This window comes from Sorangium sp. So ce128 (genome assembly GCF_051525245.1).
Taxonomy (GTDB): domain Bacteria; phylum Myxococcota_A; class Polyangia; order Polyangiales; family Polyangiaceae; genus Sorangium; species Sorangium cellulosum_B.
Map to the genome: position 1 here is coordinate 1,866,856 of NZ_CP150313.1, position 24,911 is coordinate 1,891,766.

Annotated in this window: 20 protein-coding genes; 10 read left to right on the top strand and 10 right to left on the bottom strand. The window is 71.4% G+C overall.

The genetic code is table 11. The features are described 5' to 3' along the window. Positions 1-85: 85 nt before the first annotated feature. The 3 genes from WME82_RS07220 to WME82_RS07230 form a co-directional block, all read right to left on the bottom strand. Positions 86-802 (bottom strand): TIM barrel protein, encoded by a 717-nt coding sequence (locus WME82_RS07220; protein WP_438042218.1) that lies wholly within the window; start codon positions 800-802, stop codon positions 86-88. Between the two features lie 28 nt (positions 803-830). Continuing rightward, positions 831-1,913, bottom strand: a complete 1,083-nt coding sequence (locus tag WME82_RS07225) for a nucleotidyltransferase domain-containing protein (RefSeq protein WP_438042219.1) — start codon at positions 1,911-1,913, stop codon at positions 831-833. Between the two features lie 79 nt (positions 1,914-1,992). After that, positions 1,993-2,889 (bottom strand): hypothetical protein, encoded by an 897-nt coding sequence (locus tag WME82_RS07230; RefSeq protein ID WP_437298356.1) that lies wholly within the window; start codon positions 2,887-2,889, stop codon positions 1,993-1,995. Positions 2,890-3,162: 273 nt separating this feature from the next. Here WME82_RS07230 and WME82_RS07235 point away from each other — a divergent pair, with 273 nt between their 5' ends. Both WME82_RS07235 and WME82_RS07240 read left to right on the top strand, forming a co-directional pair. After that, positions 3,163-4,242, top strand: coding sequence for a glycosyltransferase family 4 protein (locus tag WME82_RS07235; RefSeq protein WP_438042220.1), 1,080 nt, complete (start codon positions 3,163-3,165; stop codon positions 4,240-4,242). Between the two features lie 14 nt (positions 4,243-4,256). Continuing rightward, entirely contained in the window at positions 4,257-5,450 is a 1,194-nt protein-coding gene (locus WME82_RS07240; RefSeq protein WP_438042221.1) for a glycosyltransferase family 4 protein, read from the top strand. A gap of 252 nt (positions 5,451-5,702) precedes the next feature. On the opposite strand, the gene WME82_RS07245 is transcribed toward WME82_RS07240, so the two are convergent. Then, entirely contained in the window at positions 5,703-6,836 is a 1,134-nt protein-coding gene (locus WME82_RS07245) for a hypothetical protein (protein WP_437744755.1), read from the bottom strand. A gap of 611 nt (positions 6,837-7,447) precedes the next feature. On the opposite strand from WME82_RS07245, the gene WME82_RS07250 reads away from it, so the two are divergent. Together WME82_RS07250 and glgX are read left to right on the top strand one after the other, a co-directional pair. Then, a complete protein-coding gene (locus WME82_RS07250) occupies positions 7,448-7,699 on the top strand; it encodes a hypothetical protein (RefSeq protein WP_437744756.1) in 252 nt (83 codons plus the stop codon). A gap of 79 nt (positions 7,700-7,778) precedes the next feature. Beyond that, positions 7,779-9,908: a glycogen debranching protein GlgX gene (gene glgX / locus WME82_RS07255; RefSeq protein WP_438042222.1), complete on the top strand. Its 2,130-nt coding sequence runs from the start codon at positions 7,779-7,781 to the stop codon at positions 9,906-9,908. A 39-nt stretch (positions 9,909-9,947) separates the two neighbouring features. Here glgX and WME82_RS07260 read toward each other — a convergent pair whose 3' ends face one another. The 4 genes from WME82_RS07260 to WME82_RS07275 all read right to left on the bottom strand — a co-directional run bounded on the left by WME82_RS07260 (position 9,948) and on the right by WME82_RS07275 (position 15,327). Further along, positions 9,948-11,267, bottom strand: coding sequence for a GNAT family N-acetyltransferase (locus tag WME82_RS07260; protein WP_437744758.1), 1,320 nt, complete (start codon positions 11,265-11,267; stop codon positions 9,948-9,950). A 5-nt stretch (positions 11,268-11,272) separates the two neighbouring features. Continuing rightward, positions 11,273-12,121, bottom strand: coding sequence for a serine/threonine-protein kinase (locus WME82_RS07265; protein ID WP_438042223.1), 849 nt, complete (start codon positions 12,119-12,121; stop codon positions 11,273-11,275). A 109-nt stretch (positions 12,122-12,230) separates the two neighbouring features. Then, positions 12,231-14,015, bottom strand: coding sequence for a Rieske 2Fe-2S domain-containing protein (locus tag WME82_RS07270; protein ID WP_438042224.1), 1,785 nt, complete (start codon positions 14,013-14,015; stop codon positions 12,231-12,233). A gap of 145 nt (positions 14,016-14,160) precedes the next feature. Next, the gene (locus tag WME82_RS07275; protein WP_438042225.1) at positions 14,161-15,327 is read right to left on the bottom strand and encodes an RtcB family protein; all 1,167 of its coding nucleotides are present in this window, start codon (positions 15,325-15,327) and stop codon (positions 14,161-14,163) included. A gap of 169 nt (positions 15,328-15,496) precedes the next feature. Here WME82_RS07275 and WME82_RS07280 point away from each other — a divergent pair, with 169 nt between their 5' ends. Next, on the top strand, positions 15,497-17,437 hold the full coding sequence (locus WME82_RS07280; protein WP_438042226.1) for a D-glucuronyl C5-epimerase family protein: 1,941 nt from the start codon (positions 15,497-15,499) through the stop codon (positions 17,435-17,437). A 32-nt stretch (positions 17,438-17,469) separates the two neighbouring features. Further along, positions 17,470-17,859 (top strand): tautomerase family protein, encoded by a 390-nt coding sequence (locus WME82_RS07285; RefSeq protein ID WP_437869141.1) that lies wholly within the window; start codon positions 17,470-17,472, stop codon positions 17,857-17,859. Between the two features lie 65 nt (positions 17,860-17,924). Here the strand turns inward: WME82_RS07285 and WME82_RS07290 are convergent, their stop codons facing one another. Together WME82_RS07290 and WME82_RS07295 are read right to left on the bottom strand one after the other, a co-directional pair. Beyond that, positions 17,925-18,761 (bottom strand): cyclase family protein, encoded by an 837-nt coding sequence (locus tag WME82_RS07290; RefSeq protein WP_438042227.1) that lies wholly within the window; start codon positions 18,759-18,761, stop codon positions 17,925-17,927. A gap of 518 nt (positions 18,762-19,279) precedes the next feature. Beyond that, a complete protein-coding gene (locus WME82_RS07295; RefSeq protein ID WP_438042228.1) occupies positions 19,280-19,984 on the bottom strand; it encodes a TetR/AcrR family transcriptional regulator C-terminal domain-containing protein in 705 nt (234 codons plus the stop codon). 129 nt (positions 19,985-20,113) lie between these two features. On the opposite strand from WME82_RS07295, the gene WME82_RS07300 reads away from it, so the two are divergent. From WME82_RS07300 to WME82_RS07315, 4 genes are all read left to right on the top strand, one after another. Beyond that, on the top strand, positions 20,114-21,595 hold the full coding sequence (locus WME82_RS07300; protein ID WP_438044865.1) for an FAD-dependent monooxygenase: 1,482 nt from the start codon (positions 20,114-20,116) through the stop codon (positions 21,593-21,595). A gap of 290 nt (positions 21,596-21,885) precedes the next feature. Beyond that, entirely contained in the window at positions 21,886-22,428 is a 543-nt protein-coding gene (locus WME82_RS07305) for a hypothetical protein (protein WP_438042229.1), read from the top strand. Continuing rightward, positions 22,425-23,384, top strand: a complete 960-nt coding sequence (locus WME82_RS07310; protein WP_438042230.1) for an aminoglycoside phosphotransferase family protein — start codon at positions 22,425-22,427, stop codon at positions 23,382-23,384. The genes WME82_RS07305 and WME82_RS07310 overlap by 4 nt, the downstream gene beginning before the upstream one ends. Before the next feature lie 372 nt (positions 23,385-23,756). Beyond that, positions 23,757-24,785, top strand: a complete 1,029-nt coding sequence (locus WME82_RS07315; RefSeq protein WP_438042231.1) for a hypothetical protein — start codon at positions 23,757-23,759, stop codon at positions 24,783-24,785. Positions 24,786-24,911: the final 126 nt, after the last annotated feature.

The following is a 24,911-nucleotide window of genomic DNA, read 5'->3' on the forward strand; positions in this document are numbered from 1 at the left end:
GAGCTCAGGAGCCGCCGGGGAGGCGGCCGAGCCCGGGCGCTGCGGGAGCGGCGCGGCTCCCGTCGAGGCTGCGCTGCGCGCGGCCTCAGGCGTGCGTGGTTTCCAGGCCCTTCGGGTTCGACAGCGCCGCCCGCGCGATGGCCATCTGCCGCTCGAGCTCCGCGGGCGACGCCGGGGTCTCCAGGATCAGCGCCGCGTCGTCAGGGAGGTGGGCGGCGATCCGCTGGAATGCGTGCGCCGCGCTCTGGCTCAGGGCGCCGTGGCGGCTCCCCGCGTTCACCTCGCTCACGTGGAGCTGCTTCAGCCGCGTCCTGTGCTCCCGTACGAGGAAATGGGCCTCGGTCATCGTGCGATCGACCTGGTGCGCATGGCCGATATCGAAGCAGAACGACGCGTCCGGCAGCGCGTCGAAGAAGGGCCCGAGCTCCTCCACGGTGCGGCCTGTCCGCTTTCTCTTATCCATGTTCTCGATGGCGAGGAGGCCGCCGAGCTGCCGGAAGGCGCCGAGATCATGGAGCGTGTCGGGGTGGAGGACGATGAGCCATCCGAGCGCGGCCACCTCCGCCATGGCGTCGGCGACGGCGCGCTCCTCCGCCGCGTCGAAGCGGCTCGGAGCGTGGAACGAGACGTAGCCGTACCGCGACAGGTCGAGCGAGCCGAGGAGCCGGAGCAGCGGCTTGAGCTCCGAGATCCGCAGCGCGGAGAGCTCCACGGCGGTCGCCGAGCTCCCTTCGAGTATCGAGAGCGCTCGCTCGACGTCGCTGAGGGCGAGCGCCCCTGTCGAGTAGCCCACGGGTCGCATCAGAGCACCCCATAGGTCTGGAGGAGCATCAGAACACCCCATAGGTCTGGAGGAGCTTGCGGAGCTCGTCGTCTTCCTTGAAGAAGAGCCGGTCGAGCCCGCCCTGGAACTCACGCGCGATGTCCCGCACCCGCTTGAAGGTCGGGTCGCTGCCCAGCTGATCGTCCAGCGGCAGCTGCTTCAGCCGGCCGCGCTCCTCTTCGTTCGAGAGGAGCGCGAGGAACGCGTCGTAGCTGTCGAACAGCGTGCGCGCCGTCTCCGCGGAGATCGAGGGCCGGAGCAGCACCTCGGCCAGGCTCTCCAGGGGCGTCACCCGGATGCGCTCTCGCAGGAAGCGCACGAGCGCGGGCGTCGAGAGCCGCTCGCCATCGTCGGTCAACGTCGCCCGATCCTTGCAGAACAGCTCGAAGCCGAAGCAGGTGAGGAGCCCGCTCACGAAGATGAGCTTCCGCGACATCCTGAGCTTCGCGTTGCGGAGCGCCCAGCCCGAGCTGCGCTCCCGCTGCTTGTAGACGAAATCGACGGCGACCGTGCGCCAGTACCGGACGATGTCGTTCAGGAGGAACATCGGGAGGATCTCGCGCTTGCTGCCGTAGCGCAGCCCGCGGTCGTCCTCGATGTACCGCGAGAGCACGAGCCTGAGCACCCGCTCGTGGGCGTCCGGCTGGCCGATCGCGAGCGACTCCAGGAGCAGCAGGATGCGCTGGGTCGTGTTCTTGTTCGTGTCCTCCTGTCCGCCGATCTGGTGGAGGATCGGGTGGCTGAAGGCCACGTTGCCGAACACGCCCGTCGGGCCCGGCTCATGGAACTTCGCTTCCCTCAGGATCCTCGTGATGGCCTGGACCTGGCTGAAATGCCCCTCGTCGGCCTGACCGTCGATGAGCAGCGTCCAGTCGAGATCGCTGCCGGTCGTGTACTCGCCCCGCGCCAGCGAGCCGAAGACCACGACGCTCGTGTCGCAGGGGATCTGCTCGCGGAGCAGCGCCGCGAGCCGCGTCCGGGTCTCCGTCGAGAGCCGCGCGGCCGCCTCGATGCTCGGCCACGATCGCCCCGCCCTCTCGCCGATCCGCTCGATGGCGCTCCGCGGCGCCGCGTCTTCATCTCTCGTCATCGATCGCACCCTCGATCGCGGGAGCCGTCCATCGAGCCCACCGCAGCGCATTGCAGCGCGCCGCGTCGCGCCGCGCGCCTCACGCCCCGCCGTCGCCGGAGAGCGCGAGCCCGAACCACCGGTTCACGAGGTCATGGTGCTCGTCGAGGCGATCGCGGTAGCGGGGGGTGCCCTCGAGCGCGGCTCGCTCGAAATCGATCCAGTACAGGGCGCCCGTCTTCTCGCCGATGAGCACGTTGCCCAGCTTGACGTCGAGCGGCGCGACGCCGCGCGCGTTCATCGCCCGGACGATCTCCTCGATCCGGCCGCGGTAGGTCGCGCCGCCGCCGCTGGCGAACGCCTCGATCTCTCGCCGGTCGCGGTCTGGATCGAACAGCTGCCCGAGCGGCGCGAGGTCGATGTCGAGCACCTTCTCCCCGCGCTCGGCGACCTGATGTTGCAGCGTCCGTCCGCGCACATAGTCGAGGTAAAGGGTGCGCGTGGCGAGGCTGAGATCGCGAATCCTCGGGACGCTGGGGAGGTCGCGCAGGCGGAAGAGCGCGGCTGCTTCGTTGTAGAAGAAGAGACCGAGCAGGGCGAAGAGGTGCGCCTGGAGCGGCGCGTTCTGCGGCTGTCCGACGAAGCGCTTGCGGACGCAGACGTAGCCGTTGCGCAGCACGACGTGCAGCCGGTAGCGCAGGCGCGGCATCTTCTGGCTCCGCCGGTTGAAGAAGGCGACGTCGGCCGGGTGGACCGCGAAGGCGAAGCCGTCCTGATCGAGCTCCGCGAGCACCCTGTCCCCCGGGCCGAGCTCGGCGACCGATGGGATCTCGCTCGGGGTCACGGCGTCGGGCACGGGGAGCGGGTTCTCTGCGAGCCGGCGCGCAAGGAGCGCTCTGACCGTCTCGAGCCGCACGGCGAGCAGCCTCGTCGCGGCGTCCATGCCGGGCACGCGGCGCATGCCTTCGTCAAGGGCGCGCCGAAGCTCAGGGTTCATGCCCGTCTAGTAGCCGCTTCCGTTCGGCAAATCAAAAGGTGAGGAGACGGCGAGGCGAGGTGGTACGCTGATCCATCGATCTTGGGCGCGCGCGTCGGCGGGCGGCGACGCGCGCCAACGAGCGTGGACGAACGTCGACGAACGCGGACGAACGCGGACGAACGCCAGAGGCCACGACCGCCGGCGTGCCGGGTGGGCGTTTGGCAGCGCGTGTGGTGATGCTGGGTGCGGTTTGCGCTTCAACAGGGGACCCGATTCGGGTAGCAAGCCTTCATGGGGAATTCGACGCTGCGGATCGTCCATGTCGTGAGCAGCCTCAATGGCGGAGGTATGGAGCATTTCGTACTGCGCCTCGCCGAGGCGCAGCGGCGCCACGGCCACGACGCCTCCATCCTCGCGCTGCGCGGCGGGCCGCTGGCGGAGCTGGCGCGGCAGCGGACGCTGCCGACCACGGTGCTGGGCGGGCGCCTCCCCACGCGGCTCGCGCACGCGGCCCTCTCCTTCGCGCGCTCCCGCCCGCACGTCGTCCACGCGCACAACCCCACTGCGCTCCATTACGCCACGATCGGCAAGGTCCTTACGCGCGCGCGGCTCGTCTTCACCGATCACGCCCAGACGCGCGGGATCATCCGCGTTCCGTCGCGCTTCGAGTGGCGTGAAACGGACGCTGTCGTCGGCTGCTCGCAGGACACGGCCGACAAGAGCGGCGCGGTCGGCGTGGCCAGCAACATCTCTGTCATCCACAACGGGATCGACATCACCCCGGCCAAGCGGACGCGCGACGAGGTGCGCGCCGAGTTCGGGCTCGGCCCGGACGTGTTCCTTGGCATCATGCCCGCCGCGTTCCACCCGGTGAAGGCGCACGACGTGCTGCTGCGGGCGCTCGCGCGGCTCCGGGAGCGGGGCGTCGCGGTCGCGGTGCTCGTCGTCGGCGACGGCGACGAGCGCGATCGCATCCATGGGCTCGCGAGGGAGCTCGGGGTCCACGGCGCCGAGGCGCGCTTCCTCGGCTTCCGCAAGGACGTGCCCGATCTGCTCGTCGCCGCCGATTTCTTCACGCTGCCCTCGCGCGACGAGGGGCTGCCGCTCGCCGTCCTCGAGGCCATGGCGCGCAGCCTGCCTGTCGTGGTGACGCCGGTCGGCGGGGTCCCGGAGGTGGTGCGGCACGAGGAGCACGGCCTGATCGTCCCGGTGGACGGGCACGACGCGCTCGCGGACGCGATCGAGCGGCTCGCGAGCGATCCGGCGCTGAGGCGGCGGCTCGGCGAGGCGGGGCACGCGCGGGTGCGCGACGACTTCTCGTTCGAGAAGATGACGCGCAAATACGAGCAACTCTATCTCCGCCTCACGTGACAGGCGAGCGCGCGATGAAGGTACTCGTCTTCACCCATCATTACCCTTCCACGCGGCTGCCGACGATGGCGCCGTACAGCTATCACACGTACAGGGCGCTCGCGCGCCGCTGCGAGCTCCGGCTCGTGGCCCCGATCCCCTGGTGGACGCGCGCGCGCGGGGCGTCACGGGAGCTCTTCGGCGGCACGCGCGAGGCGCACACCGGCATCGACGCGCTGTTCCCCACGTACTGGTCGGTCCCGGGGCTGCCGAGCCTGCACGCGCGGGCGCTCCGTGCATCGCTCGGGCGCACGATGGCGGGGCTGCGGCGCGAGTTTCCGTACGACGCGATCCTGGCCGCGTGGGCCTATCCCGATACCGTCGCCGCGGAGGCGTTCGCGCGGGAGGCGGGGGTGCCGGTCGTCACGACGGTGCTCGGCAGCGACATCAACGAGCAGCCGAGGAACCCCGCGCTGCGGGCGCAGATCGCGCCGGCGCTCCAGCGCTGCGCCCGTGTGGTCGCGGTGAGCGGGGCGCTCGGGGAGCGCCTGGTGGAGCTCGGGGTGCCGCGGGAGCGCGTCGTGGTGCAGCTCAACGCGGTCGACGGCGCGCGGTTCGCGATCCGGGATCGGGCCGAGCCGCGGCGGCGCTTCGGCGTCCCGGCGGACGCGAAGGTGGTGCTGTACGCCGGTTATCACGTGCCCGAGAAGGGCGTGGACGTCCTCGTGGAGGCGATGGCGCACCTCGACCGGACGGGCCGCCGCGACATTCACCTGATGATGGTGGGCGGTGGCGAGCTGCTCGAGCCGCTGCGCGCGAAGGTGAGCGCGCTCGGCCTGGGCGATCGCGTGCGGTTGTTCGGCTGGGCGCTGCCCGTGGAGATCCCGGACTACATGGCCGCGTGCGACGTTTTCTGCCTGCCGAGCCGCCGCGAGGGCTGTCCGAACGTCGTCCTGGAGGCGCTCGCCTCGGGCCGCCCCGTCGTCGGAACCCGGGTCGGCGGCGTGCCGGAGCTCGTCCGCGAAGGGCACGGGGGCAATGGCCTCCTCGTCCCCCCCGGCGATCCCGGGGCGCTCGGGGCCGCGTTGGCGCGAGCGCTGGATACCGCATGGGACCCGGAGGCGCTGCGGGGCAGCGTGGGGGCGCTGTCATGGGACGTCGTGGGGGAGCGCTATCACGCGCTCCTGAAAGAGGTCCTCGGCGAGCAGCGCGGTCGCGGGCCGGGCTGAGGCGAGCTGTCCGGCTCGCGCGACGGACACGCCAACGTAAACGTGAACGTTTACGTGGTCGTGGTCGTGGTCGTGGTCGTTCACGGCCTACCGTTGACGACCACGACCACGACCACGTTCACGACCACGACCACGACCACGTTCACGACCACGACCACGTAAACGTTCGGAGGTAGGAGAACGCGGCGCGAAGATTGGTTAACGCCTACGCGCCGAGGGCCTGCGGTGTTGTCGGAGGGGGGAGTGGTTGCGTCAGCTCGCGCAGGGCGGCGGCTTCAGGCGGTGATCCCTGTAGTCACCGGGATTGCCCGTCTTCCCCTCGAGCGCGGCGATCGCGATATTGTACATCTCCCGCGCGGTCACGTAGTGGAGCACCCACTCCTTGCCATCGTTGTAACGGGTGGTGAGCTCCCGGTGCAGCTCGTGGCCCCCGGCGCCGAGCAGCGACGCCGCCTGCTCCTCGGGCGCGCCGTGCGTGTAGACCTTGACGAACACCCACTCGGGCCTCCCCTCGATATGGATGTTCTGATCGACCCACGTCTTCACCCGATCCGGCGTCGGCGGGTCGATCGCCTGGAGCGCGCCGTACTCCATCCGCATCCGCACCCGGCTTCCCCGGCGCGTCAGCGCGAGCGCGAGCGGGCCCTCGATCATCAGGATCCGGTCTTCCAGCACCTCGCCGACCTTGGCTCGCGCGCCCACGGCGTGGGCACTCCGGCGCGCCAGGTTGCCCGTCGGCCAGTAGATCTGGTTCACGATGGAGTGCTGCGACTCGTCGGGGGCCGACGGGAACGTGTAGTCGGCATAGCAGCCCGTCTCGAAGAGGAGCGGGAGCTCCGCGTCGACTCCGCAGTTCCGCGAGTCCCGCCCGGAGTTCGCCAGACACCAGTTGCCGTGGATGAACCCGTAACGCATGCGCCCGTCCGGGTCGCGCGAGAAATGCCCGTGCTTCCCCAGGATGTCCAGGTACCTGAGGATGTCCGCGCGCAGGTTCTCCTCCGTGTCGTTGTGGTGGTGCAGGTGCAGCTCCACCTCGCCGAAGCCGCGGCGCGTGAGGTCCGCCAGCGCGTCGAGCCACCCGGGCGTGTACTGCTCCCCCGGAAAGAAGAAGCTGTGACGCGGGTTCCGGCCGTCCGCGTCGCGGTACGCGCCGGCCATCTCGGGATACCCCTTCGACCACGCCCTCACCCGCGCGTCGCCGACCTCCGGTGTGGGGTTCTCCCACCCTGGCTCCCAGTGATCGCAGACCGCGAAGAGCAGGTGCCGCGGGCCGAGCGGACGCGGAGCACGGGCGTTCTCGATCCTCTGCCGGGCGTAGCCGCCGAGCCAGTTGTGAAGGTTCTTGTTCTTGAGATACTGGATCTTCGCCTGGAGTGTTCCGATCATGAGCTCTCTCGACCGCGACGCGTTGGACCGGCGGCCGCCGCGGCGGAACGGATACTAACCTGGCCCCCCCGGGCGTAGCCATAGCCGCCTCGGGGCCCGCAGCGATCAAGATCACCTCGCGGTCTCAGGCGACGTAGCGCGGAGCGCGGCCCACCTGCCCCCCGGACGGCGCGCGCGACGGGGCGTGCGTCGTGATCGTGCTCGCCGCGTTCGCCCCCTGCGAGGCGCACGACGCCGTCCTCGGCCCCGCAAGCAGCGAGCGCACGCGGCCCGCCCGCCACGGAAAGGGGTGCGCAGAGGCCATGGAAACTCAAGCACACCCCAGCAGAGCCCGAACGGCCGTCCCGAACAGCCACCGTGCGGCGAACCCTTGCGGCATGCATCGTGTCTTCAATTTTGTCGCCTGGCTGTTCGGTGAGCCGCGCCGCTTTGCCGAGCGAGGATGGCTGTGAGGGGGACAAATCGCCCCACCTGTGGCGATTTGTGCCGCCCAGCCTGTCGGCTGACCACCTACCGTTGTGTCTGTGGTGAGCATCCCAACGGGAGCCGCGCTGGCACGATGCCTGCTCTGGGGGGTGCGGACCGCAGCCATCACCGATAAGGAGCCAGGCATGATGTCAACCGCGATGACGCCGAGCGAAGAGATGGTTTCCCTCCCGCGGAGGGCCTCCCTGGAGTCACCAGCTTCGATGACCGAGGCGTGCGAGCTAGCCCGGCGGCTCGTGGACATGATCGAGCGCCTCAGGATGTGCACCCCGGAGGGCGATCAGGCCCAGGCGCTCCGCATCGCGGAGGGGATGGCACGGAGCGTCGCGGATGTCGTGACCGACGTCATGGGCAGCCGGCGCGCTCACGCCGCCTAGCCCGCAAATATGCCGGCCGGGGCGACGGGGCCCGAGGGGGCGCCGCGCCTCGATTGTGGATCCCGAAACCGAGACCAGCATGAGCTACAAGCGCAAAGGAATGCGCCCCGGGGATCCGTACCCGCTCGGCGCGACATGGGACGGCGCTGGAACGCAGTTCGCCCTCTTCTCGGAGAACGCCGAGGCGGTGGACCTGTGCCTCGTCGACGACGAGGGGAACGAGCAACGCCTGCCGGTCCGTCACCGCACCTCCCTCGTCTGGCACGTCTACGTGCCGGAGGTCGGGCCGGGGCAGAAATACGCGTATCGCGTGCACGGCCCGTGGGCGCCGGAGCGGGGGTTGCGCTTCAACCCGCGGGTGCGCCTGCTCGATCCGTACGCGAAGGCGCTCGCCTCGCGGGTCCAGTGGGACGCGGGCGCGTTCGCCCACCGGAGCGGTGAGCCCGACGGCGACCTCGCCATGGCCGAGGGGGAGGCGCTCGGCGCCCCGCTCGGCGTCGTCATCGACCCGTCCTTCGACTGGGGCGGAGACCGGCGCCCGTACGTGCCGTTCCACCGCAGCGTCATCTACGAGGCGCACGTCCGCGGCATGACGATGCAGCACCCGGAGATCCCGGAGGAGCTCCGCGGGACCTACCTTGGCATCGCCCACCCGGCCATCATCGGATACCTGCGGTATCTCGGCATCACGGCCATCGAGCTCCTGCCCGTGCACGCCTTCGTTCACGAGAAATTCCTGCTCGACAAGGGGCTACGGAACTACTGGGGATACCACTCGATAGGCTTCTTCGCGCCGGACGTCGGCTACCGCGCCGGCGCCGAGGTGGCGTCGGAGGTGCGGCAGTTCAAGGAGATGGTGAAGGCGCTCCACGCCGCCGGCATCGAGGTCATCCTCGACGTCGTCTACAACCACACGGCGGAGGGCAACCACCTGGGCCCGACGCTGAGCCTGCGCGGCATCGACAACCCGACCTACTACCGCCTCGTCCCTGGCAACGAGCGCTACTATTTCGACTACACGGGCACGGGGAACACCCTCAACGTGCGTCACCCGCAGACGCTCCAGCTGATCATGGACTCCTTGCGGTACTGGGTCCTCGAGATGCACGTGGACGGGTTCCGCTTCGACCTCGCGGCGGCGCTGGCGCGCGGCCTCCACGACGTCGACCAGCTCTCGAGCTTCTTCACGATCATCCACCAGGACCCGGTGCTCAGCCAGGTGAAGCTCATCGCCGAGCCCTGGGACGTGGGCCCCGGCGGCTACCAGGTGGGCAATTTCCCGGTGCGCTGGGCCGAGTGGAACGGTCGTTATCGGGACACCCTGCGCGACTTCTGGCGCGGCTCGGGCGGCATCGCCTCCGATCTCGGGTTCCGGCTCACGGGGAGCAGCGATCTCTACGAGAACAGCGGGCGAAAGCCGTACACGAGCATCAACTTCGTCACGGCCCACGACGGCTTCACCCTGGCGGATCTCGTCTCGTACAACGAGAAGCACAACGAGGCGAACGGGGAGGGGGGCTGCGACGGCGCCGACGACAACCGCTCGTGGAACTGCGGCGTCGAGGGGCCGACCGACGACCCCGAGATCCTGAAGCTGCGGGCGCGGCAGGCGCGGAACATCATGGCGTCGCTCCTGTTCTCGCAGGGGACTCCGATGCTCCTCCACGGGGACGAGCGGGGGCGCACGCAGCAGGGGAACAACAACGGGTACTGCCAGGACAGCCCGCTCACGTGGCAGCCGTGGGACTGGGACGAGCCGTCGCGGGCGCTCCTGGAGTTCACGCGCAAATGCCTCCGCATCCGGCACGAGCACCCGGCGCTCAGGCGCTCGATCTTCTTCAAGGGGCGCCCGATCCGCGGAGGCAAGACCTACGATATCCAGTGGTATCGCCCGGACGGAGAGCTCATGTCCGACGAGGACTGGTCGAACCCGTGCACGCAGTGCCTCGGCGTGTTCCTGTCGGGGGAGGGGCTCGACGACGTGGACGAGGAGGGCGATCGGCTGATCGACGACGACTTCGTCCTGCTGCTCAACGCGTCGCCGTGCGATCTGGGCTTCCTCCTGCCCTTCGCCGATGAGCCCAGGCCGTGGCAGCTCCTCGTGGACACCCAGGACGACGCCGCCGTCGAGACGCGGAAAGGCGGCGAAGAGACGGCGCTGGCGTCGCGCTCGCTCAAGCTCTTCCTCCGCAGCCGGCGCTCTGCATGAGGGTGCAGAGGGGGCGGGAACCGCTGTAGAGCAGGGCGCTCAGAACGCGTTGAAGGCGCCGAGGAAGAGCGGGGGGCCGGCGAACGCGGCGTCGAGGAGGGCGGCCGCCTTGGCGCTGCCCACCACGAAGCCCTGGCTCAGGAGATCGCGCGCCGAGGAGGCGCCGAAATAGATCTGCGTGAGGCGCTCGATGGAGAGCGAGAGGCGATCGCCCGCGGTGCTGCCGGGCGCCGTCTGGACGCCGCGCGCCGCGAAGGTGACGTCGAAGGCGCGCGGCGCGTCCGTGAACACCGGGTCCTCGACGTCGACGCCGATGGCGCCCCGGACGCCGTGCTTCCGCGGCGACGGGTGGAGCGCGAGCGCGGCGGCGACGTCGACGATGCGCCCCATCGCGCCCGCCGCCGTCAGGCCGAGGACGCTGCGGCGCTGCGCCGTGTGCGCGGGCGGGCACAGGCCGGGGTGCCGGGCCGCCGTCTCGTACACGATCGGCTCGTCGCGGATGCCGGGCTCGTCGAGCAGCGGGGCGCCCTGGCCGCGCGGGAGCGCCAGCTCCACGACCTCGTACTGATCGCCGAGCGCGCCGAGGAAGCCGATGAGCCCGCGGTAAGCGCCCGGCGTCGGCGCGTGGAGCTCGCGGACGAGCAGCTGCTGCGCGCCGTAGGCGCCGCCCTCCGGGACGTCGAAGAACAGGTAGCCGGCGATCGCCTTGGAGCCCGGATCCACGTAGACGGCGCCGCTCGGAGAGCGCTTGAAGACGCGCACGTCCCACCAGTAGTCGCTCCGCTTCAGCTGCCCGGTCGTCTCGGCCCGCGCGACGTCGTAGGCCTGCTTGATGAGCGGCTCGTCCCGCGGGCGGGAGAAGGCCCGCACGTGGCGGCGCAGCACCGAGTCCGGGAGCCGATCGGGGGAGGTGCGCACGACGTCCCGGAGCTCGCAGACGCCGAAGCCGAACCGCCGGTAGAACGAGAGCCGGAAAGGGTGGAGCAGGGTGAGCGCCTCGCCCCGGCGGCGCATGCGGCGGAGGCTCTCGCGGACGAGCCGATCCGCGATGCCCCGGCGGCGGAACTCCGGCAGCACCGCGACGGACGAGAGGCCCTGGAACGGCACGTCCGCGCCCGCGAAGCTCATCGTCAGGTCGAGCGAGGCGACGTACCCGACGAGCTGGCCGTCGGTCTCCGCGACGATCACGTTGTCGAGGGCGAGGTGCGCGTGCTCGGTGAAATACCGCAGCCACGCCTCTGGATCACCCGCCTGGAACGCGCGGTAGGCGACCGTCGCGAGGGTGCCCTCCTCGCCCTTGCGGGCGCTGCGAAACACGAGCTCATGGTTGGAACGGCTCGGGGTGCGGGTGCGCGCCATGCCGGTCAATCTACCCTGGGAGGTGCGCTCCCTGGGCCCGGCGGCCCTTCGGCGGCCCGGTGAAGCGCTTCGGACATCTCCTCGGCCGATCCGAAGCGGCCGGACGGCTCACGGGCAAGCGCCTTGACGAACCACGCGTCGAGGGCGGGCGTGATCTCGGCGCAACGCTGGCTCGGAGGCGAGAAGGTGCCGAGCCGGATGGCGCCGAGGAGGGCCTCGATCCCCTTCTGCTCGAACGGCGGCGCGCCGGTGAGCGCGTGGTACGCCATGATGCCCACGGACCAGAGATCCGAGCGGCCGTCGACCAGCTTCGGGTTGAAGAACTGCTCCGGGCTCATATAAACGAGGCTGCCGACCACCGCGCCCGTGTTCGTGAGCGTGGTCCCATCCGGGTCGACATCCCCCCTGGCCACCCCGAAATCGAGCAGCTTGACGCAGGTGCCTCCGCCGGTGTCGGCGAGGAAGACGTGCTCTGGCGTGATGTCCCGGTGAATGACGCCGAGCTTGTGCGCCGCGGTGAGCCCCGTGCAGAGCTGCGAGACGAGCGCGAGCGTCTCCTCCAGGGGGAGTCGCCCGGCGCGCGCTAGCCGGTCGGACAGCTCCTCGCCCCGCAGCAGCTCCATCACGATGTACGAGAGGCCGTTGGCGGCGACGCCATGTTCGTACACCTCGGCCACGTGAGGGCTCTTGATCCTCGCCATGAGCGCGCCTTCGCGGTGGAACCGGGCGACCGCGGTCGCATCGGTCGCGAGCGACGCAGAGATGAACTTGACGGCGACCTCCTTGCCGAGCCCGAGGTGATGCGCCGTCCAGATGCTGCCGACGCCTCCCATCCGGAGGAGGGTGTCGAGCATCAGGTGCGGCGCTACGTGGGAACCAGGCTCAAGCCGCATAGACAGTCAGTATGAATGATGCTCGCACCAGTGCACGTTTCTCTCTCTGTCCATCGGGCGGGCGGCCGGCTCAATACAGTCCATCGGGTGGTCGCCCGTCGGACATGAACTTCTTGGCCACAGCCGCGATCCGGCGCGCGGAGAGCTCCGGACGGACGGGGACGACGTGGGTGAGCAGCGCCGCGAGGTACGCGCCGTCGGGCTGAGGATCGGACGAATCGAGCCGCTCCAGCGCCTCGAGCGTCTTCACGGCGTGCGCCGTGAAGATGGGCCTCACCGCGGCGTCGAACGCGGCGAAGGGGGCGAGCTCGGCGAACGCGCGCCGGCGACCCGCGGCGTCGAGCTCCCGCGCGATCGCGAGCGCCGCGCCGACGTCGCGCGCCTCCACCGCCTGGAGCAGCCCGCCGCCTCGCGCGCGGGTAGCCGCCGTCGTAGCGGACGCGTGCGGCGCGGCGGCGTCCGCCTTGCGGAGCTTGCCGACGAAGCCGGCCGCGAGCACCGCGAGCTGCGCGGCCTCGCGCGGGAGGGCCTCGCGCCCGAGCGCCGCCGCCGCCTCCGCGAAGGTGACGGCGTGCGTGACGTCGAGCACCCCGACCTCGGCGTCGATGCGCGCTTCCCAGGCCGAGTCGAAGCGCGCGAGGCGGACGGCGGCGGCGTGGCCGATCGCGCCGAGCAGCGCGAGCGGCCCGGCGCCGCGCGCGAGCCAGCGCACGGTCGCCTCGACGGCCGGCTGCTCTCCGGCGAGCACCTCGGCCTCGAAGGCGGCGCGCTCCGCGCCCTCGAGCGGCGCGGCGTCCGGGCGCGTGGCCGCCGCGGCGCTGTCGGGGCCGGGCAGGGGCAGATCGGCGAGGCGCGCGAGCGCGGCGCGCGTGGCGGTGAAGGGGGGCAGGCTGGTGTCGGCGGTCGCCCAGGCGAGCTGCACCGTGGAGGCGGCGAGGACCTCGTCGGCGGCGGACGAGAACCGCTCGGCCAGCTCGAGCGCCTTCGAGAGGAAGATGGCGCCGTGCCCGTAGTCGTACAGGTGCTGCGCGACGAAGGGCATGAGCGCGCGGCGCGCGCCGGCCGTGCCGCGGATCTCGACGAGCTCGCGCATCCGCGCCTCGGCCTCGTCGCGGCGCTCCGCCGCGAGCGCCTCGCTCACCTTCGCCGGCTCGTCGAGCTCGAAGTCGGCGATGCGCGCGAGGGGCGAGCGCGCCCCCACCTTGCCGGGGCCCTTGCCGCGGGGGCCCAGCCGGGCCGACGCCTCGCCGATCGCGTGGGCGGCGACCACGAACGCCTCCTCGGCCGGGATCCTGCCGCGCTCGACCCAGGCGCAGAGGTCCGCGAGCAGGGCGAGGCCGTGGTCGAAGCCGTACTCGGCGCGCTCCGCCCCGTCCCTGGTGAGCACCTCGAACGCGAGGTGCAGGCTGCCGAGGCCGGTCTCCCCCCGGTGGAGCCCGAGCGCGCCCAGCCGGAGGCCCTCGCGCAGCGCGCGCGCCGGCTCGTCGCGCAGGATCGCCTCGCGCATGCCGGCGACGAGGCGCCGCACCTCGGCCGCAGTGTCGACGGCCCGGTTGAGCTGCACGCGCCCGCCGTCGATGCGGGTGGCGTAGCGCCGCACGGGCTCGCCGCCGAACGTGCAGGCGCCCGAGGCGAGCTCGAACTTCCAGTTGTGCCACGCGCAGGTCAGCACGCCGCCGCGCAGCGCGCCCTGCGAGAGCGGATAACCCTGGTGCGGGCAGCGATCGTCGAGCGCGTGGACCTCGCCGCCCCGGAGGACGCAGGCGAAGCGCCGCCCCGTGTCGTCCTTGCGCAGCACGGGCACCTCCGCCGGAAATTCGGAGAGGGGGCCCAGATCGATCCAGTCCGACTTCATGGCTTCTCCGCGCCGCGGCGCGCGCCGCGGTGGGTACGCGGCGCGCGTTGTGAGAGCGACGCGCATCGTAGCCGAGAGCGGGGCGGGGAGGGGCCACGAACGGGGCCGCCGCGAAAAGTTCCCTGTCAGGACCCGCGCCGCTCGTTCACCCCTTCACGCAGAGGACCTGCCGCAGCTCGGCGACGACCTCCACGAGATCGCGCTGGTCTTCCATGACGCGCTCGATCGGCTTGTAGGCGGAGGGGATCTCGTCGAGGACACCGCCATCCTTGCGGCACTCGACCCCGGCCGTCTGCGCGGCCAGGTCGTCGACCGTGAAGCGCCGCTTCGCCTCGCCGCGGCTCATCTTGCGCCCCGCGCCATGCGAGGCGCTCTCGAACGCCTCGGGGTTGCCGAGGCCGCGGACGATGTACGAGCGCGTGCCCATCGAGCCGGGGATGATGCCAAGCTCGCCCTTGCCCGCCCGGATCGCGCCCTTGCGCGTCACCAGCACGTCTTCACCGAAATGACGCTCTTCTGCCACGTAGTTGTGATGGCAAGTGATGGCTTCCTGGATCGCGAGCTCGGGGAAGTGCCGGCGGAGCACGCCCTCGGCGAGGTGGAACATGGCCTCCCGGTTCGTCCGCGCGTACCGCTGCGCCCAGAAGAGGTCGTGCCGGTAGGCCTTCATCTCCGGGGTGCCGGCGAGGAACACCGCGAGATCGCGATCGGGCAGGTCGCGGTTGTGGGCGAGCTTCTTCGCCGTGGCGATGTGGATCTCGGCGAGCTCCTTGCCGATGTTGCGAGAGCCGGAGTGGAGCATCAGCCACACGCCGCCGTCCGTGTCGAGGCAGAGCTCGATGAAGTGGTTGCCGCCCCCCAGCGTGCCGAGCTGACAGCGCGCCCGCGTGAACAGCCCCTGGACCTTCGGGCTCAGGCTCGCGAACTCGTCCCAGAGCGCGAGGCGCTCGAACCCCTCCGGCGGGGCGTCGTGGGCCGCGAACCCGACGGGGATCGCCCGCTCGAGGTCGCTGCGGATCCGCCGGAGGTCGTCGGGCAGATCGGCCGCGGTCAGGTTCGTGCGGAGCGCGCCCATCCCGCAGCCGATGTCGACGCCGACGGCGGCCGGCGCGACCGCGTCCCGCATCGCGATGACCGAGCCGACGGTCGCGCCCTTGCCGAAGTGGACGTCGGGCATGGCGGCGACGTGGTGGAACACCCAGGGCAGGGCGCTGATGTTCCGCAGCTGCTCCAGCGCGATCCCCTCGACCTCGTCCGGCCGGGTCCACAGCTTGATGTCCACGTTCTTGCCCTTGATCTGCGCGGGTCCCATCCGGGCAGAATAGCGCGGGGCGCACGCAGGCGAACAGCGAGGGACGCATGCGGTCGAATCGCGAGGGCGCGGGCGGGCGATCGCGAGGCGCGCGGCTACCCCGTTCGGCCTTGCGGGGCCTCTGGGTTCTTGATACGCGTCGAAATCGCTGCTTCCGGGGTCCTTGTTCATGCCGTCTGCTCGCGCGCTCTCCATCGCAACCCTGGCGATCTTTGCCGCTCTGTCGTGTGGGGCCACGAGCGGTTGTGACGGCTGCAAGCCGAGCGAGGACCCTGCGGCCGGGAAGCCCGCCGCCGCGGCTTCCGCGACGGCCAGCGCCGCGGAAGCCGCGGAAGGCGCGGAAGGTGCGGAAGGTAGACCGCGCGCCCTGCCCGCCGGCGACGACCGCTTCGCGGCCCAGATCGCGGCGAACCTACCCCGGGTGCCCGATCCGGCGATCCAGGCCCCGGAGGGCGGGAGCGCGGGCGCCGAGCTCGACAATGGCACCTTCCGCGATCGCGCCATCGCCTTCGTCCGCCAGGTGGCAGCGGGCGGTGACAAGGTGACGTGCGATCTCGCCCTCTCGTCCAAACGCCCCTTCCGCGCTGTCGTGATGGGCTTTCAGGAGGGGAAGCAGATCGCCCGCGGGGAGGCGTCGGACGCGGGGCTCTGCGTCGCGCTGAAGGGGGCCGCGCGCAGGGCCGTGGCCGCGGCGGGAGGCGCGCGCGAGGCGCTCGCGGGCGCGCGGCTGGTCGTGGAGCTTCCGGATCATCACGAGTCGATGGTGGAGAGCGTCGAGCACCCGGGGAAGGGCGTCGAGCTCGTCGAGGGGCTCGTGCCGGTGCGCGTCCTCGACAAGCCCCTCCTCGCGCGGCGCATCGAGGATGGCAAAGGCTATCTCCTGCGCGTCATCGATCCGCGGCACAAGGGGGTTCACAAGTACTACCACGCCCCCGCGGACCGGTTCGAGCGCGAGCTGCACACGATCTACACCGCGTCCACGGCGCTGACGCTGCTGAAGCTGCACGCCTACAAGCCCGACGAGCGCCTGCTGCGGCTGGCGACGGAGGCCGCCGGCTTCATGATGGGCATGCAGAGCCGCGAGGCGCGCGATCGCACGGCCGGCGGCTTCTTCTATGCGTTCGACCTGGAGCGCGAGCGGCCCGAGCGCCGGCTGGTCGTCGGCACGGCGTCGAAGTCGATCTTCACGCTCCTCGAGCTCCACGGCGTCACGAAGGACAAGAGGTACCTCGAGTCCGCCGTGCTCGCGGCCGAGTGGCTGATCTCGATGCAGCGGCCGGACGGCAGCGTGCGCTCGGCCCTGACCGGGCAGGAGGGCGGGGCGTGGAAGGTCCAGGGCAAGGACTCGACGCTCTACACGGGGCAGGTCCTCTCCGCCCTGTCGCGCACCTACCGGGCCACGAACAACAAGAAGTACCTCGACGCCGCGGCCCGGACCGCGGACTACCTGCTCGCCAGGATCGCGGAGAAGGGGTGTTTCCTCGGCGACGATTACAGGAAGCCCAACCCGATCTCGAGCTCGTGGGCGGTCCAATCGCTGCTCGACTTCGCGAAGGCCGGCGGCGACCAGCGCGTCGAGCAGACCGTCTTCCGCTGCGCCGACGACCTCGTGAAGCGGCAGTGGCGCAGGCCCGAGGACGCCTACCGCTACGGCCGCTGGCAGCGGTCGCTGTCGAGCAGCGGGAGCGGCTGGCTCGCCGAGGTGATGTCGGAGGTGTACCACCACTGCCGGAAGAAGGGCATGGAGGGCTGCGATCGGTACAAGGACGCGGTGGTCGCCGCGATCCGGTTGCTCTTGCAGTACACTTACGGTCCGGAGAGCTCGTTCGTGGTGAAGAACCCGCAGGCGGCCGCCGGCGGGGTGTTCTGGAGCGTCAGGGATCGTTATGTGCGCACCGACTCGGTGTGCCACGCGATGAACGCGTACCTCAACGTGATCGGCGAGCTCGGCGACGGCCCGCTGCTCACGCTGCCCGAGCGGCCCCTCGCCGAGCGGATGGCGCTCGCGGCGGAGGCGCCGGGCGCGGCGGACGCGGGGCTCCCCGAGGACGACGGCGAGGAGGCCGCCGCGGGGCAGTCCGGGCCGAAGGGCGAGGACGCGGACGACTGAAACGAAGTGACGTGGTTCCAGGAGAACTCCCCATGGCTCAGGTGAAGATTTACGGAATCAAGGAGAAGCTCAATCCGGTGAAGGAGGCCCTGTCGAGGGTGATCCACGCCTGCGTCATGGAGGCGCTGCAGATGCCGCAGGACAAGCGGGCGCATCGCTTCTTCCCGATGGAGCGCGAGGACATGCTGGCGCCGGGCGGGCGCACCGACGCCTATACGATCATCGAGATCTCGATGATCACCGGGCGCAGCGTGGAGACGAAGAAGAAGCTCGTGCGGCTCCTGTTCGACAAGATCCGGGACGAGGTCGGGATCGACCACCAGGACGTCGAGATCTGTATCTCGGAGTCGCCCGCCCACGACTGGGGGTTTCGCGGGATGCATGGCGACGAGGTCAAGCTGAACTACAAGATCAACCTCTAGCGTCCGGGCGCTCGCGGGCTTGCCCGCGCGGCAGCGCGGGCCGGGCGCCGGCGCGGCTCCGGCGGTCAGCGCGGCAGCACGGCCACGATGCGCAGCGGCCCGCCGGAGCCGGCGCGAATCTTCATCGGAAGCGCGATGACGAGCGCGCCTCGCGGGGGCAGCGACTCCATCGAGGCGACGTTCTCGAACGCCGGGATATCCGCCCCGAGCAGCGCCCGATGCGCCATGAAGCTCCTCGATGGGCCGTGATCGATGCTCGCCGTGTCGATGCCCACCGCCCCCACGTTCCGCTCGATGAGCGCCCGCGCGGCGTCCTCGCCGATACCCGGAAAATGCAGCGCCTCGGCGTGGCCAGGTCGATCGTCGCCGAGGTAGCGCTTCTTGTCAGGCCAGCGCGCGCCCCAGCCCGTCCGGATCATCACGATGGTGAGCGGCTCGATGGCGCCGTGCGCCCGCTCGAACGCCTCGATGTCCGCCGGGGTCACGAGGTAGTCGCTGTCCCTGGCCGCGGCGGCCGACACGTCCACCACCACCGCGGCGCCCACGAGGCGGGACAGGGGCACGGCGTCCGCGGTCGATTTGCCCTCGGCGAAGTGGATGGGCGCGTCGAGGTGCGTGCCGCCATGCTCAGGCGCGCAGAGCGTGTACGCCGAGTAGAAATAGCCGCCCTCGGTCTTGCCGTGGTGCACCGTACCGTGGGTGAATCCCGTCGTTGCCGTGGGCCAGTAGATGGTCTTGTCGTCGAAGGGATAGGTCAGGTCGACGAGCCGCGCGCCCTCGGGCAGGCGGATCTCGCTCGCGCCAGCGCCTCCTGGGGTGTTGCCCCGCGCTCCCGCCTGCTCCGCCGCGCAGCCCGTCGAGACCGCGGCGAGCACGAGTATCGTCGTGATCAACGTTCGCATCGAGCCCCTCCTGGCCGGCCATGCGACCGGCCGCGTGAGATGATTCTGTCACCGGCCTCGCGCCGGGGCATCGCTCCTGACGTCGCGCGCGGGAGAGAGTAACGCGGGCAAGAGCGCAGGGAGCGACGAGGACGGGAGCGAGGTGAGCAGCAGGCGATCGCGGCGCTGCTCGGTCGGCTCTATCTTGGCGGAGCCCCGCGGCTCGTGCGGCCGCGACCCGCACCCGCCATGGCGCCGCCACCTGCCTGACGCCACGCCACGCCCTGGATTCCCCGGATTTCGGCCGCCTGCGCCCCTGGTACGCGCGCTGCCATGGACACCGCGCATGACGCGCTGGTGCGCTGGCTCGCGGAGCCGCTCCGCACGTCGTGAGCTCCGCGGGACGATGGTTCTCCGCGCGCGTGATCGCAGCGATTCGATCCAGGTAGGCGTAGCCGCCGCACAGCAGCCGCAGCGGCGCAGCCCAGGTCGGGAGCGACCGTCGACCCGAGCGGGCCGGCCATCCGCGCGGGCGGCGGTCAGCCGATCCGGCGGGGCGCCCGCTTCTTGGCTCCGGCGTGCGGCGGGCTCTTGGACTCCCTCGGTCGCGGCGCCCCTTCGAGCTCCGCTTCAAGTCCCTTGAGGATCAGCGCCAGTCCATACCGGAACCGCGCGTCCGTGTCGGTGCTCAGGAGGTGCGGGAGCGCCGCCGCGAGGTGCGGGTAAGCTCCTCGCTCCACCGCCGCGCGGAAGAGCGCAGGATCGGCCTTGCCGGGGTCCGCTCCCGGGCGGACCACCAGGGCCTGCTCCTCGAGGGTGAAGCCGATCACGTAGTACACGATCGACCAGCACCCCCACGCCGCGGCGCGCGGGGAGAGACCGGCGCCGCTCAAGGCGCCGAGCAGCACCTCCGAGACCCGCAGCGTGTTGTCCTGCGCAACGTAGGTCCCCGCGAACACCCGCGCCCCATCGCGGTGCGCGAGGAGCGCCCTGCGGAGCCGCTCGGCCATGTCCGCCGCGCGCTCCATCCCCGAGAGCGCTGCCGGCACGCTCTCCGCGCAGCCCGCCAGCATGGCCTCCGCCATCGCGTCGAGCAGCTCCTCCTTGTTCTTGATGTGCCAGTAGAGCGTCGCCGCCTGGACATCCAGCTCCTGCCCGAGCCGGCGCATCGTCAGCGCGTCGAGCCCGACGTCGTTCAAGAGGCGCAGCGCCGTCGCGACGACCTGCTCACGTCGTAGTCGCATCGCCGGCCCTTCCCTCGTTCGCGCCCGGAAGTCGAAGCACGGCCTTGACTCTAACACCGTTCAATTTACTCTAACGTTGTTAGATTTTGGGACGAGGAGGTTTCAGTGTCGACGCAAAATGATGTTGTGGTGGTTGGAGGTGGCCCCGTAGGGATGTTGCTGGCCTCGGAGCTCGCGCTCGCGAAGGTCCGGGTCCGTGTGCTGGAGCAGCGGCGGACGCGCACCGAGCAATCGCGCGCGCTCACGGTGCACCCGAGGACCCTGGAAATCCTCGATCAGCGCGGGATCGTGGACCGCTTCCATCGCCGGGGCGTGCCGATGCCGGCAGGGCATTTCGCGTGGCTCGACACGCCGCTCGACTTCTCGCGCCTCGATACGCGGCACCCGTACACGCTGTGGCTGGCCCAGGCGCAGACAGAGGGGCTCCTGGAGGAGCGGGCTCGCGAGCTGGGCGTCGAGATCCAGCGTGGTCGCTCGGTCGTCGAGGTCGCGGAGAGGGGAGGCGAGGTCGCGCTGCGGGTCGAAGGCCCCGCGGGGCAGGCCGAGGAGCGCGCGCATTACGTGGTGGGGTGCGACGGGGCGAGGAGCGTCGTACGACGCTCGATCGGCGTCGGGTTTCCGGGCACGGAGACGACGGTGACGGCCATCCTGGGCGACGTGGAGCTCGACGAGCCCCCGGCCAGGCCGTTCAGGCATACGTGCGCGCGCGGCTCCGTGCTGGCGGCCCCGCTTCCACCCGGCGATCACGAGGGCGCCTATCGCTTCGTCGTGTTCGATCCGCAACGGGCGCACGTGAGCACGTCCGAGCCGGTCACGCTCGAGGAGCTGCAGAGCGGCGTCGCGCGGATCGTCGGAAGGGACTTCCGGATGCGCAATCCACGGTGGCTGTCGCGCTTTGGCAATGCGACGCGGGTCGCCGAGCGGTACCGGCGCGGGCGGGTCCTCCTCGCGGGCGACGCGGCGCACATCCACTTTCCCGCCGGCGGCCAAGGGCTCAACGTCGGGCTGCAAGACGCGATGAATCTCGGCTGGAAGCTCGCGGCCGAGGTGAACGGCTGGGCGCCGCCCCACCTCCTGGACAGCTATCATGCCGAGCGTCACCCCGTGGGCGTGGCCCTGGGGCGCAACACGGAGATTCAGACCAAGCTCGGCGACTTCTCGGAAGCGGGGCTGGCGCTCCGCCAGATGATGAGCGAGCTGCTCGCCATGGATCCCGTCAATCGGCGGATCTCCGAGATGATCAGCGCGCTCGACGTCGCGTATCCGGCCGGCGGGGCAGCGGAGGCGCACCCCTGGGTCGGTAGGCGGGCGCCCGATCGCGCGCTCGTGACGGACTCCGGCGCTTCGCGGCTGTACGAGCTGCTCCACACGGCCCGGTTCGTCCTGCTCGACCTCGCCGGCGCGGTCGATCTGCGGGAGGCAGGCGCGGCGTGGGGCGATCGCGTCGACGTCGTCCGTGCGACCGCTGCCCCGGAGAGCGATCTCGCCGCCGTCGATGCGATCCTGGTGAGGCCGGACGGGCACGTCGCTTGGGCGAGCGACGCTGCCCGACGGTCGACGCGGCTCGCCGATCTGAGGAGCGCGCTCGCGTCCTGGTGCGGGCCCGCGTGAGGCCGCGAGGGCGCGCTCACACCTTCGGCTCGGAAGAGGCGGAGAAGGTGGAGCGCCGGCGCTCGTTCGCCCGTTCGCGCGTTCAGCGCCCGCACGCTCCTGGGTTCGGCCTGGCGCGCCCCGACGCGAAGCGCTAGCGTCTGGCCAGGGTGCGCAGGGGCGCCCTCCCCGCCGGAAAGAAGCCTTTCACCCTGCGACGCGACGACCGCGAGTCACCTCGCACCGTCATGACCACGTCGACATCCTCGGGCCGAGGGAGCGGGTAGCGGCCGATTCGAGAGGAGACGTCCATGATGGATCCCGTTCGCGAGCTGAAGACCCGCGCTGAGCTGCTGCACAAGCAGCTCGCGTCGAACGACGCCAAGGCGCTCTTGCGCCTGCGCGCGCTGCCCGAGCTCGGGCGCGCCGACGAGGCCGCGCTCGCCGCGGCCGTCGCCGGCATCCGCCGGAAGCACTGCCTCGCGGTGGTCGCGCGCGAGTGCGGCTTCTCGAGCTGGGAGCGCGCGCGCCTCGCCCTCGCGGGAGAGCCCGGCGCGCCCGAGCTCGGGGCGCTGCTCTACGGCCGGGATGGCGGCGTGCTGCACCACTGGTTCGCGACCTACGAGGAGGCGCGCGCCCACGTCGAGGCGCTGCCGGAGGCGTCGCGCGGCTATCTCCTCGCGTACAAACACCACTTCTTCGTCGCCGATCGCGCGTTCGTCGCGTCGCTCGGGCTCGATCCCGGCGACCCGGACTGGCAGGCGATCGGGTGGGACTGGGCACGGCCCGCCGATCTCGCCGCGCGGAGCCGCCTCTACGCAAAGCGGCTCGCCTCGATGCGGGGGTGGGCATGAGCGCCCCGGAGCTGCACCCGGACCTCACCGCCGCGCTCGAGGCTGCTTTCCCGGGGCGCCCGGTCCAGGACGTGACCTCGCTCTCCGGCGGGTTCTCCGGCGCCGCGCTGATCGCGTTCGTCGTCGACGGCGCGCCGTACGTCGCGAAGCGCTTCGCGCTCGATCCGAGCGATCCGGAGCGCCCCGCGCGCGAGAGCGCGTGCATGCGCATCGCGTCCGAGCGCGGCGTCGCGCCGCGCCTGCACCACGCGGACGCGCGGACGGGCGTGACGATCATGGATCGCATCGCGGGGACACAGCTCCGCCCGACGCGCGATCCGGCGCAGATCGAGCGGGTCGCGGCGGCGTTGCGGCGGCTCCACGACGGTCCGCCGTTCCCGCGCAGCCCGTCGCGCATGGCCTTCCTGCGCTCCCTCGACGCGCAGTGCGCCGCGCTCGCAGGAGCGGGCCTGCCAGCCGAGCTCGTGCGCACGGTCGTCGAGCTCGAGCGTGTGAGCGCGCCGCACGCGCACGCCGCCGCGTGTCATCGCGACCTCAACCCGAACAACGTGCTCGTGGCGGCCGAGCGCGTGTACTTCGTCGACTGGACCCACGCGGGCGCGGGAGATCCGTTCATCGATCTCGCGCAGCTCGGCGTCTTTGCGTGCCCGCGGCCCGAGCAGCGCGAGGCGCTGCTCGAGGCGTACCTGGGGAGGCCAGCGAGCGACGGCGAGCGCGCGCGGGCGGGCCTTGCGCGCGCCGTCGCCCTCGCCTTCTACGCCGCGAGCTTCTTCTTCGGGGCAGCGCGCCTCGGCGGGCCGCCTCCTGAAGACGACGCGTCCCGCCCGCTCGCGGAGGTCCTCGCCGCGTTCGGCGCCGCGCCGGAGCGAACGCACCCCGGCGTCGTCGCCGCCGCCCTCCTGCGCGAGATGCGGCAGGAAGCCGGGGCGCTCGACGTCCTGCGCGGCTGGCCATGACGTCACGCTGACGGCGTGGGGCGCGGACCCCCGGCAAGGATCGCGGCCCACGGCGGTGCTGCCCGGCGAGCTCCGCGGCCCGGGTGACGCTGCCAGTCGCGCCGCGGCCTGACGGCTGCGCAGCACGACAGCAGTACGTTCAGGGAGACGCGGAGTCCCCTCGTGGGGACTCCTTGCCTTCTCCTCGGGTGAAGTGCGCTCGAACGGGCTGAGCTCGAGGTGCGCGCCACAGGAAGGCGCTCTGGCGTCGAAGGAACAATGACGCTCCTCCGTTCACGAAGATCAGGGCTTCAGCGAGGCAAGGTGCGTTGGGCGGCGGCGCGTGGGATTGCGATGATTGCGCCCGGTGCACCGCGCGGATAGCGTGGGTGCATGAGGAGCTGGGAGCAGCAAGTCCAGGCCGCGGCCGCGACGCTCGGCATCGCCGCGCGGGGCCGCGACGCGGAGGGCCTCATCGCGGGACGCCGCGTCTCCGTGGAGCTCAGCGAGAACCAAGACCATCCGTACGTCTTCGTCCATGGCTGGCTCCGGCCACCCCTCGATCTGGGCCTCGAGATGGACCGCCGGCTGACGACCCTGGGCATCGTGAACGCGGTCGTGACCGGCAGCGACGACCTCGACAGCGAGTTCTCGATCGCAGCGGATGACCCCTCCCGGACAGGGGATCTCTTCACCGTGGCGCTCCGCGAGCACCTCGTCGCGCTGCACCGCACGCCCTACGAGCTCCGCGTCCACGACGGCGGCTGCACGCTCTCCGAGCCGTACGGCTCCACCGATGAGGCGTGGATCGTGCGCGCCGCCCACAGCGCCGTGCAGACCGTCGAGCTCCTCGACGATGCGCGCGTTGGCCTCCGCGCCGCCGCGTCGCTCGCCGCGCACGCCGAGGCGCTCCGCGCGCTCGCCTCGGCGCGCGGCCTCGCCTTCGCGAGCGTGCCGCTCTCGGTCACGGGCCGGATCGAGGGGGGCCCCATCGAGGTCGGCTCGGCGCGCGCGGCGCGCGGCCGCCACCGGATCACCGCGCGCGCGAGCTTCGAGACCGAGCTCGGCCTTGGCCTCGCCGTCCGGCGCGAACGACTCCTCGACGGCCTCGTCACGATGCTGGGCGGGCAGGACATCGTCGTCGAGGACGAGGCGTTCGATCGCCGCTTCCACGTGCGCGTGGATCCGCGGCAGACCGACCGAACCCCGGCGCTGCTCGACCCTACCGCCCGTGTGGCCCTCCTCGCCCTCGACGAGCGCGCTGGCCCCGTTACCATCGACGATCGCGGCGTGACCGTGGGACCGATCGCCCCGTCGATCGCGCCGGACACGATGGTGTGGGCCATCGACACGCTCGACGAGGTGCGCGCAAGGATCGAGCGCAACCTCCTGCGTGGCCCAGGGGGCGGGCCCTACCGCTAGCGACGGCCAGAGCGCGAGCCCCGGTCTCGACGATTGCAGCCTTGTCCCGCTCCTCGGTAGCGCACGCGTCCGCCGGTCGAGCGCCTCGCACCGTGCTTCTTTGATATACAGGCCAGGACGGAACCG